Source organism: Paenibacillus sp. BAC0078 (assembly GCF_054483875.1).
The window spans coordinates 72,711-86,833 of the sequence record NZ_JBTLRW010000013.1; the positions used below are offsets into that span (position 1 = coordinate 72,711).

At 51.8% G+C, this 14,123-nt stretch carries 12 protein-coding genes; 5 read left to right on the forward strand and 7 right to left on the reverse strand.

Going from position 1 to position 14,123, the window contains the following annotated elements; genetic code table 11:
* Positions 1–113 precede the first annotated feature (113 nt).
* A complete protein-coding gene (locus tag ACX1DY_RS21850; RefSeq protein ID WP_458966316.1) occupies positions 114–1,217 on the forward strand; it encodes an LLM class flavin-dependent oxidoreductase in 1,104 nt (367 codons plus the stop codon).
* Between the two features lie 42 nt (positions 1,218–1,259).
* Here ACX1DY_RS21850 and ACX1DY_RS21855 read toward each other — a convergent pair whose 3' ends face one another.
* Positions 1,260–1,880: a flavin reductase family protein gene (locus tag ACX1DY_RS21855; protein WP_458966317.1), complete on the reverse strand. Its 621-nt coding sequence runs from the start codon at positions 1,878–1,880 to the stop codon at positions 1,260–1,262.
* A gap of 92 nt (positions 1,881–1,972) precedes the next feature.
* Here ACX1DY_RS21855 and ACX1DY_RS21860 point away from each other — a divergent pair, with 92 nt between their 5' ends.
* Positions 1,973–2,671, forward strand: a complete 699-nt coding sequence (locus tag ACX1DY_RS21860) for an ArsR/SmtB family transcription factor (RefSeq protein WP_458966318.1) — start codon at positions 1,973–1,975, stop codon at positions 2,669–2,671.
* A gap of 451 nt (positions 2,672–3,122) precedes the next feature.
* Here ACX1DY_RS21860 and ACX1DY_RS21865 read toward each other — a convergent pair whose 3' ends face one another.
* The 5 genes from ACX1DY_RS21865 to ACX1DY_RS21885 all read right to left on the reverse strand — a co-directional run bounded on the left by ACX1DY_RS21865 (position 3,123) and on the right by ACX1DY_RS21885 (position 9,224).
* On the reverse strand, positions 3,123–3,362 hold the full coding sequence (locus ACX1DY_RS21865; protein WP_458966319.1) for a hypothetical protein: 240 nt from the start codon (positions 3,360–3,362) through the stop codon (positions 3,123–3,125).
* 4 nt (positions 3,363–3,366) lie between these two features.
* Entirely contained in the window at positions 3,367–4,368 is a 1,002-nt protein-coding gene (locus ACX1DY_RS21870) for a TIR domain-containing protein (protein ID WP_458966320.1), read from the reverse strand.
* Positions 4,369–4,553: 185 nt separating this feature from the next.
* Positions 4,554–5,561 carry an HD-GYP domain-containing protein gene (locus tag ACX1DY_RS21875; protein WP_458966321.1) on the reverse strand — a complete coding sequence of 336 codons (1,008 nt, stop codon included), beginning with the start codon at positions 5,559–5,561 and terminating at the stop codon, positions 4,554–4,556.
* A 242-nt stretch (positions 5,562–5,803) separates the two neighbouring features.
* Positions 5,804–7,384, reverse strand: coding sequence for a response regulator (locus tag ACX1DY_RS21880; RefSeq protein ID WP_458966322.1), 1,581 nt, complete (start codon positions 7,382–7,384; stop codon positions 5,804–5,806).
* Between the two features lie 19 nt (positions 7,385–7,403).
* Positions 7,404–9,224, reverse strand: a complete 1,821-nt coding sequence (locus ACX1DY_RS21885; RefSeq protein WP_458966323.1) for a sensor histidine kinase — start codon at positions 9,222–9,224, stop codon at positions 7,404–7,406.
* A gap of 212 nt (positions 9,225–9,436) precedes the next feature.
* Here ACX1DY_RS21885 and ACX1DY_RS21890 point away from each other — a divergent pair, with 212 nt between their 5' ends.
* From ACX1DY_RS21890 to ACX1DY_RS21900, 3 genes are all read left to right on the forward strand, one after another.
* The gene (locus ACX1DY_RS21890; protein ID WP_458966324.1) at positions 9,437–10,327 is read left to right on the forward strand and encodes a carbohydrate ABC transporter permease; all 891 of its coding nucleotides are present in this window, start codon (positions 9,437–9,439) and stop codon (positions 10,325–10,327) included.
* Positions 10,327–11,163, forward strand: coding sequence for a carbohydrate ABC transporter permease (locus ACX1DY_RS21895; protein WP_458966325.1), 837 nt, complete (start codon positions 10,327–10,329; stop codon positions 11,161–11,163). Before ACX1DY_RS21890 ends, ACX1DY_RS21895 begins: the two co-directional genes overlap by 1 nt.
* A gap of 108 nt (positions 11,164–11,271) precedes the next feature.
* Complete coding sequence (locus ACX1DY_RS21900; RefSeq protein WP_458966326.1) at positions 11,272–12,582, forward strand: ABC transporter substrate-binding protein; 1,311 nt, start codon at positions 11,272–11,274, stop codon at positions 12,580–12,582.
* 53 nt (positions 12,583–12,635) lie between these two features.
* Here ACX1DY_RS21900 and ACX1DY_RS21905 read toward each other — a convergent pair whose 3' ends face one another.
* On the reverse strand, positions 12,636–13,898 hold the full coding sequence (locus tag ACX1DY_RS21905; protein WP_458966378.1) for an Nramp family divalent metal transporter: 1,263 nt from the start codon (positions 13,896–13,898) through the stop codon (positions 12,636–12,638).
* Positions 13,899–14,123: the final 225 nt, after the last annotated feature.

Here is a 14,123-nt window from a genome sequence, read left to right on the forward strand (position 1 = left end):
TACATTTTGTAAGTTGTTGTGTTACAATACCTTATATTCTTTCTTACATCGGACGAGCTAGGCTGTGAAGAAGATACTAATACAACATTCTACAGAATAAGGAGTTTGAACTGATGGATAACAATGCTAGAGAAACTGTGCCGGAATTTGAATTTGGCCTATATACGCTGGGAGATATCGTAACTGATTGCCATACAGGGCAGAAAATCAGCCCACAGCAGCGTTTGAAGGAAGTGATGGACGCAGCCAAGCTGGCCGATGAGGCCGGGCTTGATGTGTTCGGCGTAGGTGAGCATCACCGCCTGGACTTTGTCATTTCCTCGGTGCCGGTCGTGCTGGCTGCCATTTCGCAGGTGACTAAGCGGATCAAGCTGACCAGCGCGACCACCGTGCTGAGCACCATTGATCCGGTGCGGGTATTCGAGGATTTCGCCACGCTTGATCTGCTGTCGGATGGCCGGGCGGAGATTATCTCCGGCCGCGGTGCATTTCTAGAGTCCTTCCCGCTGTTCGGCTATGAGCTGGAGGACTACAAACAGCTCTTTAACGAGAATCTGGAGCTGCTGCTGGAGCTGAACCGGGAGGAAGTGATGAACTGGAAGGGGACCTTCCGTTCGCCGCTGAACAATGCCGAGATTGCTCCGCGGCCTTTACAGAAGAAGCTTCCGCTCTGGGTTGGCATCGGCGGCTCCGCCGAAAGCGCAGAGAACGCCGGCCGCCTGGGGGTTGGCATGGCTATCGCCATTCTCAGCGGCAGCCCGGAGCCGTTCCAGAACCTTGCGGATACGTACCGCAAATATGGGGCTGAAGCCGGGCATGCGCCGGAGGACCTGAAGATTGCCATTACCAGCCACGGATATATTGCCAAGACATCACAGCAGGCATTGGACGATTTTTATCCTTATTATTACAGCTACCGCAATGCCATCAGCCCACGGCCTGGACAGGAATACCGCGTCTCGCGCAGTGATTTCGACCGCTTCGTCTCTCCGGTCAACACACTGGCTGTCGGCAGTCCGCAGCAGATTATCGAGAAAATTCTGTACCAGCACGAGCTCTTCGGCCATAACCGCTTCATGACTCAGCTCGATATCGGCGGGCTTCCATACGCTAAGGTGGCCTCCGCGATTGAGCTGCTGGCTACAGAGGTGGCTCCAGTTGTACGGCGGGAGATTGCCAAGAAAAAGAACGGTGTTTCCCAGTCGCAGAAAATTTAACATCATTGATGGTTTACGCAGTTAATGAGGCTGAAGGATAGCTTACGTCTCTGACCGGTATGATTTGCCAAGCTCTGTGCTTAATCCAAAATAATGGCGGAAATTATAGATCAGCGGGTTCCAGCTTGCCGGATGAATATGATTGTCACCGGCAGCCAGTTCCTTATGGACATGCACCTGCGTGCTCTGCGTTTCAACAATAGCAAAATCCGGTGAACCTTCAGGAATGCGGATATGCTGCACCCGCGCTTCAATCTGGATCGGGCATTCGGCGATTCTGGCGGTCTGAACCGTAGTGGATACGGCCTGAGTAAAGCCTGCGTAAGCAAATTTATCCTTTTCATAGCGAAATCCGGCCTGTTTCTTCTCAGCAGGAACCGGATTTTTTCCTGTCAGGCGGGCCAGACTCTCTACCTGCTTCCACTGGGAGGCTTCAGGCAGATTAATCACACATTCCGGGCTCCGCTCCAGATTTTCCAATGCTTTTCCGGTGGTTCCCAATCCCAGAATAATATGATCTCCCAAAGCCCATGAAGAGGAAATTGGACTTATATTTACAGTCAAATCCTCATTTAGTGTAGTCAATAGAATGACCGGCATCCCGTAATAAAGAATTTTCGGATGTATCGGAACACTCAGGCCTGTTTTCGCACAATTATTCATACTTAAGCTCCTCTGCAGTGTATTCGATTCCATTGTATAATAGTGACAATACAATATTCATCGAAATGTGGAATGCAGAAGGAGGATAAACGATGCATACAAATCCAGCCGTCGCCCGGGTGGCCTCCCTGATCAGCGAGCCATCGCGGGCAAGCATGATGACCGCATTGATGGACGGCGGGTTCCATCCTGCCACAGCACTGGCTTCTGCGGCCGGAATCAAACCGCAAACCGCGAGCTTCCATCTTGGCAAAATGGCCGAAAGCGGAGTAGTCACCGTTCATACCCAAGGAAGACACCGCTATTATGGCATCGCCAGTCCGGAAATCGCCCAAGTGGTAGAGCTATTATTATCTATCTCTCCCCCGGTAAAGGTTAACTCGCTTCGCGGCTCCGTCCAGGATCAGGCTATGCGCCAAGCCAGAACCTGCTACGACCATCTGGCCGGGGAATTCGGGGTGCAGTTCACAGAGGCTTTGCTGCTTGAGGGGATTATCGCTGAGGAAGCAAACGGCTTCTCCGTTACAGCCGCAGGTGAGCTTGCCTTGGTCAGACTCGGAATAGAGCTGGACAAGGTTAGACGATGCCGGCGTGCCTTTGCCCCCAAATGCCTGGACTGGAGCGAAAGACGCTACCATCTTGGGGGTGCGCTGGGAGCTGCCCTCCTTCAGCTTCTGCTGGAGCGCCATTGGGTGAGCAGACTCCCGCAGACGAGAGCCATTGCAGTAACTACAGAAGGTAAAGAAAGATTGGCGGCTGCATTACCGTTGACCTTTAGGGTCTGGTCGTAACTCCGGTGAATGTTTGGACTTCCGGCCGCTGCCCGCCTGCAGATTTCTTGATTTATACCGCTCTACACGGTGGAAATCCGCAGACAGCCTAATCATACGGCCAGCTTTCCTACGGAAAGCTCTCAGGCGGACGCGTTCGCTCCTACAGTTCCAACTTCCCCTCCGCACTCCTACCTTATTGTGATTTTTTTAAGTTCAAGTTATATACTTTGTACTGCAGGAACAAACCACTCTGCGCGGACTCAATAACGGCATCTCTGCCGTTATTCCCAAGCAAACCAACCATAACCTCCAAGCCCCTTACGCAAAGCGGAACACATTTGTCCTACGGAAATTGGGACCAATAGCAGCTTATCCCCAACTTTATACACATCTTATCTACAAGAGCGAAAATCATAGTTACCTATACAAAAAAAAGGGGTCCCCGGAAAACCGGGGACCCTTTGTTCAGCTAAGCAAACGAAGGCTTGTTGTTGTCGACCTTGCCGCTGATAAGCTTCTTGTATTCGTCGTCTCCGCCTTCCAGTGAAGGCGCAATGTATACGTTGATGGATGATGGAGATAGCTTGGTCGGCCTTCCGGCCCCTGCCTTGCGCTTCGCGCGGCTCTTACTGCCCTCACTGCTGCCGCTGCCGTTTGCGGTTCGGCGGACCGCACTGGATACACTTACTGCGCTCTTCATATTCTTCATAGTGTTAGTCCCCTCCCACTAAATGATTGACGGTACGGAACAAATCCCGGTTGTACGACACGACCTCGGTAAGATCATCCGCCGACAATCCGTCGCTCCCCGAAAAATGTACAGAAAGGACATGCTTTTCACCTAAAGGATAGCATAGGATGTATACCTCCGCAACTTCCGTACGCTGAAAAAAGGTCCATTCCTTAGTCAAAAAAGCTTCCATCACTCCCGGACGCATCCCCTTCTCTTCAGTCAATGAAAGAGGATAAACATGCCCGCGTCCCACATTTCCGCCAACCTGCACCAGACCTTCTGCCTCGCGTGCCTGCCACATCGCAGCACCGATTACGCGGCATTGCTTAGGAGGCATAAAGGAATTGCGAATCGCTTCGCTTAGCGCCTGGTAATTCTCCCCCTCTTCAGGAGTGGTCACATTACTATTATATTGCCAAAAGAAATGAAGGATACTTTCTTTCCGCCTAAGCTCATGCTTCAGCTTCTCCAGCTCCTTCAGCGGATCACTGAAGCCTCCATGCTCCTGAATGCTGTCGATAATCTTGCCGCAGCTGACATCGACGGCAGCCACCGGATTGTCATGCTGCCATTCGTATTCCAGAGGTGTAAGACCAGATAAATCGGAGAGCAGATGATATTCTTCGATGTTCTCTCCGGGAATAAGATCGCTGCGGGCTGGCAACTGATCCGGCAGCAGGCAGAAGACCCGGCTGCGCCGCAGTCTCGACCAGAACAGCCCCATTTCAAACTGGGTGTTATCACGGGTGACATAATAATATTTCCCCCGGATTCTGGCTACATCATCAGGCGAGAAGATGAATACGGCAAAATCGCTCTCATCCAGGTTCCGCTCCAGCGCCTCCATCGTATATTCGTTTGCCCGAAACGCACTCGCATACCACGGATTCACCTGGGCTTCCCGCTTCAATTGCTCATGAACCGCCCGTGCATAGCGGATGGATTCTCTGGAGGAGCCAATAAATAATTTCGGTCTGATCACGTCGGCACTCCTTTGTCGGTTTCCCTAATATGTAATAATTATACAGAGGTTTACGATATCAGAACAGAGGTGTATTTTCGGTAGCGGTGACACAGAGCGGAATATTGCTTGAGGAAGCGCACAAACGGGCAGAAATACAGCCCCCGGAGGGGCTGGCGGATGATTTTAATAAATTCAGGGGTAATCTATTCGATGCTGATCTCTTTAATCTTAATCGTATTCAGCTTGCTGAGGTCAATATACTCTTCATCAATCTTAACTAAAGGGGTTTCAATATCGTGGGGGTTCAAATAAACAATTTCCCCTACCCGCCCATCGGTCAGAATGACCTCACGGCCTACGGTCCGCTTCACAATATTCTCCAGAAATACCGAGACAATCTGCGGATCAAGCGCACCAAAGCTTCCCCTTCTCATCTGATCGACAATGATATGGAAGGGCACCGGATCATGATAAGGACGTTTGGAGGACATCGCATGAAAAATATCAGCCACGGCAACAATTTTGCTGTAGGCATCAATTTGCTCGTCTTTCAGACCCAGCGGGTATCCTCTGCCGTCATTTCGTTCATGGTGCTGGAGCGCCGTCAGGGTAATATGAGCGTTCGCGCCTGTGGTCTCCTTCAGCATTTCGTAGCCCAGGATGGTATGCTTTTTGACCAATTCGTATTCTTGCGCGGTCAGCTTGCCCGGCTTATTGAGCAGCTCGGAAGGAATCTTCAGCTTGCCGATATCGTGAAGGGTTGCGGCTAGCGACAGCACCGACAGCTCGGCCTCGCCCATATTCATCCATCTGCCGATAAGCGTGGACAATACACCCACACCGATATTGTGCTGATAGGTATAGTCGTCCTTCCCCTGAATCGCATGGAACAAGGCAAAGATATCCGGATTGCGGGCTATTTCCTGAACAGCGGGCACCACGTCCTTGCGGATATCCGCGAGCGGAACCTTGCGTGAAATCCGGACGGACTCAAATAACTCCTTCGACAGGTTCACTGCATTATAGACCATCTCCCGGCAGGAAGGCCCTTGCCCATCCTCATTTACAAAGATAATGTCAAGAATATCAATTTTCTGCTTACGAATGAGCTCCAGATGTTCTTCATTCAGAATGCTATTTGCAGGGATGACCGTTACTCCATAGGAATTGATCAAGTCATTTTTCACTTTTTTGCCTAAATACCTTTCCATACCCTGTCCTCCCGAATCCCCTGAATGAATATATGTACAAATACCTATACCATTATATCGGTCGAACGCCGGGGAAAACTGAAATGAATTCGAGGAAAAATTAAGGGAAATGTATCCTGAAATAACGATGTCCAAACAGAGGACATTGTTATGGAAGCCTCGAATTTGGCAAAGCCAAACTGGGGGCCCTTCTATGAAACTTCATCGTCTGAAGTGCCGCGAAAGAGCGGCATGGCTGTCCGTTATGACTTCTCTTCCTGCTTACGGAATTCACGCGGCGTCTGTCCGGTGGATTTCTTGAAGACACGGCTGAAATATTTCTCATCCTCATAGCCGACCAGCTCCGAAATTTGCGACAGCCGCAGATTTGTATTTTGCAGCAGCGTTTTGGCTTTATCTATCCTCAGGCCGGCTAAATAATCGGACAGGTTCTCCCCCGTAATCTGCTTGAATTTCCGCGAGACATTCTCCCTGCTGATAAAAAAGCGCTCGGCTATATGCTGAAGCGTCATATCCTGCGCATAATTCTGATTGAGATACTCCCTGATTTCGAGAACAAGCCGGCTGTCCGGCGACTGGGCATTTCCTTTAGACAAGCGCTGCAGCAGCGCCTTGAGCTGCCCCCGCCAATTCGCCACGGAGAACAGCCCCTCACTGTCATAGCAAAGCTCAAGTGAGATCTCCTCTTCCGGCCGCCAGCGCTTCAGCACCGAAGCAATCTCTTCCTGAAGCCGCAGCAAGCTGCTCTCGGTAAGTAAGATCAGCTTGCCGAGCTGCTCAGCCCACTCGTCCACCACCCGTTCCATCTTCTCCACATCGCCGGAAAGGACAGCTATTCCGAGCTTGTCAAGCAGCGGCTCCGGTGCGTAGTCTTGTTCAGGCATACTATTATGCAGATGCTCCCGATAGAGGTGAATACGCCCCTCCCGCTGGAGCAGATTCCGCTCGTTCAGACCTTGCCGTGCCTGCCGGAAGGCCGTTTGCAGCCCGTCTGGAAAAGCATTCACCCGGCTAAGCCCGATATCTAACTGCACACCATAGGTCTGCCCAATGGAGTCATTGATACGGCGCACTTCTTCGTCAGCTTCCGCAGCGGCTGTCCAGAACAGGATTACCAGATCGACCCCGGTCTGCCAGCTGCGGAAGGCAAAGCCGCTCTTCTTCTGTGAGAGCACCTCGTTGCAGACATTGGCCAGCACGAAAGAGGTCAGTCCCACATCGCCATGAAATCTCTGCAGCAGCCGGCAGTCAGCCCCTTGAAGCGTGAGGACGGCTATTCTGCATTCTGCCGCCGTCTCCGGCATCCCCAGCTCCGCACACAACGATGATCTCAGCTCCTGAAAGGATGCCTGTCCGGCTACCAAGTCCGAAAGCACCTTATCCCAGTAAAGGGGACGCAGCTCGTTCAGCCGCATGTTCTGGCGGTGCGCCTGCTGCCGCTCCTCTTCCTCCTCCAGCCACAGCTTGAAGGCATGCTCGGCGGCGGCGATCAACTGCTTGCTGTTCAAGGGCTTCAGCAAATAATCCGTACCGCCGTATACGATTGCCGGCTTGACGTAATTGAAATCCTGATAGCCGCTGATCACGATAGTTTTCGTATTCGGATAATGGCTGTGCAGCCATTCCAGCAGCTCCGCTCCGTCCATGAGCGGCATCCGCATATCCGTGAACACAATGGCCGGCTGCTGCTCCTGCATAATCTGCATCGCTTCCTGCCCGTTGGTCGCTTCGTAAATGCCGGTAATATTATGCTTCTCCCACGGAACAAAATAGCGGATCGCCTCCCGCACATGCTTCTCATCGTCTACAATCAGCACCTTCATTGCCTGCCGCTCCTTTGTGTTAGTAATCGCCGTCCAGCGGAATAATGAGTGTAACTGTTAAGCCTCCATCCTCATTATCCCGCAGCACCAGTTGCGCTTCGCTGCTCATCTGCAGGCGGAGCCGGGCCAGCACATTGTACAGCCCGATCTCCTCATGCTCCGTTCTGCCGCTGCTGTCAAGTCCGGCCGTGATTTCGGCCAGCCGTTCAGGCTCTATCCCCTTGCCGTTGTCCTTGACTGCTAATATTAACCTTCCCTGCTTGTCCAGTGCGCAGCCAATGAAGATCATCCCCTCGCGGATGCCGTCCGCGAAGCCGTGCTTGAAGATATTCTCCACTATGGGCTGAAGGATCATCTTGGGCACCACCACCTCCAGCGCCTCCTCTTCAGCATCGACAACTAGGCGAAGATTCTCTTCACCAAACCGCTCCGTCTGGAGGATAAGATAATTCTGCACATGCTCGATTTCGTCGCGGAGCTGTACCTGCGTCCGCTCCGTATTCATCGAATAACGCATCATGCTGCCTAGCGAATAGATGAGATCATACACCTTCGGCGCGTTGTAGCGCAAGGACAGGCTGGCGATAGACTGCAAGGCATTGTACAGAAAATGCGGATTGACCTGGGCCTGCAGCGCCTTGAGCTGGTTGGTCTTGTTCGCCAGCTCCAGACGGTATTCCTTGAGGATCAGGTCGTTGATCGTCCGGGTCATGCCGGTGATTTTGCGGGTCAGCAGGCCGAATTCATCCTCCCGCTCGACGTCCATATGGGCATCAAGCTGGCCGATCTGCACCTTCTGGGTGAAGGAGATCAGCTTCTTGATCGGTCTGGTGAAGCCAATGGAAATGAGGACCGCGCTGATTCCGCCCAGCAGCAGGAATAACACGCCGATTCCGGTATTGAAGCGGGTGATGATTCTCGCATCCCCATACAGATCCTCATAGGGAACCAGCTTGATAATGCTGCCCTTGAACAACGGGTCGGCGATGTGCCGGTACATTACAATCCCTTTGAAGCCATCCTTCTTCCAGATAAAATGGCCGCTGTCCTGATCCCCAGGAAGCCGGCTCCAGCCTGCCACTACCGGCTTGCCGATCCAGTCCGGATCAGAGGCAAACAGCGCTTGTCCCTGCTCATTCAGCACATAGAGACGTTCCGTATCCGAATTGTACATGGATTTGACGATTCCCTCCAGCTCCGTAAGGCGGTAATCAATGGACAGATCAGCCAGAACATCGGAGCTTGGTGTACGGTAGATGGGAAAATGGGCCGTAAATACCGGCTCGCTTCCCGGCTTCAAATTCGGGAACCCGGACTTCACCCCGTATTGATGGTCCATATGGGTCACCTCGATAAAAGGGCGGTACGTCCCTTCCGGGTGCTCCGTCAGGGCGTAGCTGCTGTTCACCTCCCTGCGGAAATATCCTCCCAGCAGCAGGTTGGACTGCCCAGCCGCCCGGACATACAGATGGATTTGGAAGGTGTTTTTGTCCGAGAGGAACAGGTTGTATAGCTGGGTGGAGATAATGGCCCGGTTATCCGGAACGGTTGTGCCGGCAGGGGCATGATCCTGGCTTTTGGCGGTAAGCAGGGTTGTATAGAAGGAGCTTGGAACATTGATTCCGCTGTACAGCGACATGGCCCGCTGGTTCATTCCGCTGAAATAGCTGCTGAGATTGGCTTCCCCAAGCGTCAACAGCTTCGTGTTCTGCTTCACGGACTGCTCGGTGACCGATTGCTTCGTATAGAGGTATGAGAACGTGACTGAAATGGCCGACGGAATAACCGAGGCCAACAGCACAAGCGCCATCAGCCGGGTTCGGATGCTGTTTCTGAACATGCGTTGTTCCTCCTAAAGTTTTGCGGAAAATCTGCTTCTTCGAAAACCCTTTGCAGCAAAACTCGCTTCGGAAGCATCCGCTGAACATTGTGCGATCAAAGCGCTGCAATATAATCCACTTTTATCATCATCAAATTGAGTGTTGGTGCTTCGCGGGCCTTTCTATAATGAAGGTGTGAACCGCTAGATTAACTATACAAAGGAGACTCCATATGAGAAAAGCTCTGCGCCTGCAAAAAGGCTGGGGACAGCAAATCATTTTCCTCTGGCCCAGTCTGCTCTTCTTCCTGACCATTGTGGTCATTCCCTTCGTTCTCGGCTTTTATTATTCCTCCACCAACTGGAACGGGCTGGATCTGGACAAAGCAGTCTGGACCGGCGCAGCCAACTGGAAACGGATTTTCACAAATGACGATAAGTTCTGGGAATCGCTGGTCTTTACCCTGCGTTTTACCGTGGTATCCGTGATTGCCGCGAATGTCCTGGCACTCCTGCTCGCCTTCCTGCTCATGACGTCGCTTAAGACCAAGAAGGCGCTGCGCACAATTTTCTTCATGCCCAATGTGATCGGCGGAATTCTGCTCGGCTACATCTGGCAGTTTATTTTCACCAAAGGCTTCTCCACCATCGGCGAAATTACCGGGCTTTCCTTCTTTCAGCTTCCTTGGCTGGGTACGCCGAACACCGGATTCTGGGGACTCGTTATCGTGTTCGTATGGCAGACCGCCGGTTATATGATGGTCATTTATATTGCCTCGCTGGCCGGGATTCCGAAGGACCTGATCGAAGCTGCCCAGATCGACGGTGCACGCGCTCCGCAGTTGTTCAAAAGCGTCTATGTCCCGCTGATTATGCCGGCTATCACCATCTGCCTGTTCCTGACAACCTCCAATGCCTTCAAAATGTTCGATCTCAACCTGTCGCTGACCAAAGGCGGACCGGGAACCTCGACCCAGTCGCTGGCCTACAACATTTATTCGGAAGCGCTGGTCAACAACCGGTACGGACTCGGCACTGCCAAAGCGCTGCTCTTCTTCTTCGCCGTCTCGCTGATTACCGTCACACAGGTCTGGCTTACTAAACGAAAAGAGGTGTCGGCATAATGCACAGCAGCAGATACCGGCTTAACAATTTTATTTTGGAAATCGCCGCCATTCTCTTGGCTCTAGTGTTCCTGTCCCCGTTCTACCTGGTGCTGAGCAATTCCGTCAAGGGGCTAAAGGATATTCTTATTGATGCCGCATCCTTCCCGCAGGTATTCCACTGGGATAATTACTCCAAGGTGTGGGATGCGATCAACTTCCCGCAGGCGTTCTGGAACTCCCTGCAAATCACTCTTCTAAGTGTGATCCTAATCGTGCTGTTCAGCTCAATGGCGGCGTATCAGATCGTCAGAAAACCGTCGCGCTTCAATTCCTTTGTGTTCCTGATGCTCGTCTCTGCAATGATCATTCCGTTCCAGTCCCTGATGCTGCAATTGGTCCGGGTCACCAGCTTACTGGAAATACGCGGAGAGCTGTACGGCATTGTGGCCTGCTATCTCGGCTTCGGGATGCCGCTGTCGGTGTTCCTGTTCCACGGCTTTATCAAGACGGTTCCCATAGAGCTGGAGGAGGCGGCCCGGGTCGACGGATCTAGTCCGTACGGGGTTTTCTTCCGCATCGTCTTCCCGCTGCTGATGCCGATCATCGTCACCGTCATTATTCTGAACACGCTGTGGATTTGGAACGATTACCTGCTGCCGGTGCTTGTTATTGGAGGGAACAAGGATCTGACCACATTGCCTGTGGCGGTCACCAAGTTCTTCGGACAGTACACCAAGAAGTGGGACCTTGCCCTGGCAGGCCTGGTCATGGCGATTACGCCGATTCTCTTGTTTTTCCTGTCGCTGCAGCGTTATATTGTTGAAGGTGTCACCGCCGGCTCCATTAAGGGATAAGCCCTTTGCAACAATATCCACTTTTTCGAGCAAAATATTAAGTGTAAGTCCATTGGCATTTGCATTACGATCAAGGTGTAGGAACCACTAGACCAGGGAGGTTATACTATGAAAAGAAAGCTTGCTTTTATTATCGCAATCGTTTGCACACTTATTATCGCAGGTTGCGGCAATAGCGGCAACAATAATTCCGCCGCAGGTGGAAACGCTACCAATTCGCCGGATGCCGGAGCAGCGTCACCCGAAGCTACCACAGCCCCGGCCAAGAATGTAACGATTAAAATGTTCCAGTTCAAGGTTGAAATTGCCGAGCAGCTGAACGCGCTGGCCGAAGAATATGAGAAAGAAACCGGCGTTAAGGTAGAAGTGGAAACCCACGGCGGCGGTGAAGATTACGGTGCGTTGCTTAAGGCCGAGCTCGCTTCTGGCGCTGAACCGGAAATTTTCAATAATGGCGGCTATACTGCCCTGGTTCCTTATATGGATCGTGCCACAGATCTATCCAGTGAGCCTTGGGCGGCTAACCTGCTTCCAACCGCCAAAGCTCCGGCAACAGTAGACGGTAAGCTATACGGCATGCCAATGAACGTTGAAGGCTACGGGCTTATCTATAACAAAGACCTGTTCAAGAAAGCAGGCATTACCGAAGAGCCGAAAACACTTCCACAGCTGAAAGACGCAGTAGCCAAACTGAAGTCCGCAGGCATCACCCCGTTTGAAGCTACCAATGAATGGTGGTCGATGGGAATTCACTTGGTTAACGTAGGTCTGGCTCACCAGCCCGATCCGAAGAAATTCATCGAAGATGTCAAAGCCGGTACAGAAACCATCAAAGGCAATGCCGTATTCAAGCAATGGCTTGACCTGGTAGATGTTATTTTCGACAACGCCCAGGATAATAAAATGACTACCGACTACGCTACTCAGGTTGCTGAATTTGCCTCCGGCAAAGCGGCCATGATGATGCAGGGCAACTGGACGCAAGGCGATATCGACAAAATTGATCCGGCGATGAATCTCGGCCTCCTTCCGCTTCCAATCAACGACCAAGAAGGAACGATTCTCGTAGGTGTGCCTAACAACTATATTGTGAACAGCAAATCCGCGCATCCTGAAGAAGCCAAAGCATTCCTCAACTGGCTGGTAAGCTCTGAAACCGGCAAAAAATATTTGACCAAAGAATTCAAGTTCATCCCGGCTGAAACCAATATTCAAACTGACGCCGCAGATATCGGTCAGGTCGCGGTTGCCGTACAGGAGAAATCCGCTAACGCGCTCGGCTGGAACTGGGATATGTTCCCTGACGGCGTAACTCAGGGCTTCGGCGCTGCGATGCAGGAGTATCTCGGCGGCCAAGTAAACCGTGACCAGCTTCTGGAAAAGCTCGACAAAGCCGTACAGGATATCGTGAAGCAGTAACTTGATAATAAATAACGGGGCCTTCCTACTCAGGAGGGTCCCGTTATTTGCTTTTAGATGAACAACTCCGCGACGAGGAACAGATTCAGCGATACGACCAGCGCCGAGATGATCCAGCCCAGAATTGTAGTGATCCGGCGGTTGACCAGCCCGTTCATAATCTTACGGTTGCTGGTGAAGATCACCAGCGGTATCAGGGCAAAAGCGATCCCGAACGAGAGCACTACCTGACTCATCACCAGTGCGCTTGTAGCATTAATGCCAAAGGCGATAATCGCCAGCGGAGGAATAATTGTAATCGCCCGCCGCAGGTAGAGATTGATTCTTTTATTAATGAAGCCCTGCATGACCACATCACCGGCCATTGTCCCTACCGACGAGCTGGAGAGTCCGGCGATCAGTAGACCCAGACCGAAGGAAATTGCTGTAACCGGTCCTGCCAGATGACTGAACTGCTGAAAGGCAACATCCAGATCCTCCACCACCAGCCCATTTTTGAAAAATAACGCGGCAGACACCACTACCATCGCCATATTGACCGCACCGGCAATCAGCATTGCAATAAGAATATCAATGAATTCCAGCTTGAAAATCTGCTTCTTCTCCTGATCATCAATCCCGACGACACGGCTCTGTGTCAGCGAGGAATGCAGATAAATCGCATGTGGCATCACAGTTGCGCCGAGTATACCTGCAGCGAGAAGGATGCTGTCCACACCCTGGAACTGCGGAGTGAAGATTCCGGCAACAACAGCCCCGCCATCCGGCTTCGCCATAATGACCTGGAACGTAAAGGCCAGCACGACCATCATCACCATCGCGGCGATTCCCGCCTCCAGTGTACGGTAGCCGCGCCGCTGCAGCTCCAGAATGGCGAACGAACCGACTGCGGTAATCAGTGCGGCTGGCAGCATCGGAATGCCGAACAATAAATACAAGCCGAGGGCTGCTCCGATAAATTCCGCCAAATCAGTGGCGATAATGACCAGCTCACTCTGAATCCACAAGAAAATGGATACACCCTTCGGGAATCTCTCCCGCGCCACTTCCGGCAGATTTTTGCCGGTGGCAATGCCAAGCTTGGCGGACAACGACTGGATAAGCACAGCCATGAGATTTGACCCGAATATAACCCATAACAGCAAATACCCGTACTTCGAGCCTGCTGTAATATTAGTGGCGAAATTCCCCGGGTCCAAATACGCTACGGAAGCGATAAAAGCCGGGCCCAGGAAAGGAAGGAGCCTCTTGAGTCCCTTTACATCCCCATTTAGCACATCTTGCGCTGAAATTCTGTTTTTACGGCTATGAACCATTGGAGTTGCTTCTGCTGCTACAGTTTGCTCCATCATTTCAATCCCTCCTCTTGCCCGGAAAAGTTGTCTATATACACGAAAGTTTCCCTGGTGCAACTTTAATTTAATTTTATTATAATCCGCTTATTGAAAAATGTAAATGGGTTTGCGCAAACAAATACTTGGCACTCTGGAACCTAGTGTGGATGCTTGCCATTCCGTGGTTATTCCTGGAGCGAGCCGCAA

Excerpts from the sequence above, each read along its gene's own strand:
- ACX1DY_RS21850 (WP_458966316.1), top strand. The coding sequence starts at position 114 with ATGGATAACAATGCTAGAGAAACTGTGCCGGAATTTGAATTTGGCCTA.
- ACX1DY_RS21855 (WP_458966317.1), bottom strand. The coding sequence starts at position 1,880 with ATGAATAATTGTGCGAAAACAGGCCTGAGTGTTCCGATACATCCGAAA.
- ACX1DY_RS21860 (WP_458966318.1), top strand. The coding sequence starts at position 1,973 with ATGCATACAAATCCAGCCGTCGCCCGGGTGGCCTCCCTGATCAGCGAG.
- ACX1DY_RS21865 (WP_458966319.1), bottom strand. The coding sequence starts at position 3,362 with ATGAAGAATATGAAGAGCGCAGTAAGTGTATCCAGTGCGGTCCGCCGA.
- ACX1DY_RS21875 (WP_458966321.1), bottom strand. The coding sequence starts at position 5,561 with ATGGAAAGGTATTTAGGCAAAAAAGTGAAAAATGACTTGATCAATTCC.
- ACX1DY_RS21880 (WP_458966322.1), bottom strand. The coding sequence starts at position 7,384 with ATGAAGGTGCTGATTGTAGACGATGAGAAGCATGTGCGGGAGGCGATC.
- ACX1DY_RS21885 (WP_458966323.1), bottom strand. The coding sequence starts at position 9,224 with ATGTTCAGAAACAGCATCCGAACCCGGCTGATGGCGCTTGTGCTGTTG.
- ACX1DY_RS21890 (WP_458966324.1), top strand. The coding sequence starts at position 9,437 with ATGAGAAAAGCTCTGCGCCTGCAAAAAGGCTGGGGACAGCAAATCATT.
- ACX1DY_RS21895 (WP_458966325.1), top strand. The coding sequence starts at position 10,327 with ATGCACAGCAGCAGATACCGGCTTAACAATTTTATTTTGGAAATCGCC.
- ACX1DY_RS21900 (WP_458966326.1), top strand. The coding sequence starts at position 11,272 with ATGAAAAGAAAGCTTGCTTTTATTATCGCAATCGTTTGCACACTTATT.
- ACX1DY_RS21905 (WP_458966378.1), bottom strand. The coding sequence starts at position 13,898 with ATGGTTCATAGCCGTAAAAACAGAATTTCAGCGCAAGATGTGCTAAAT.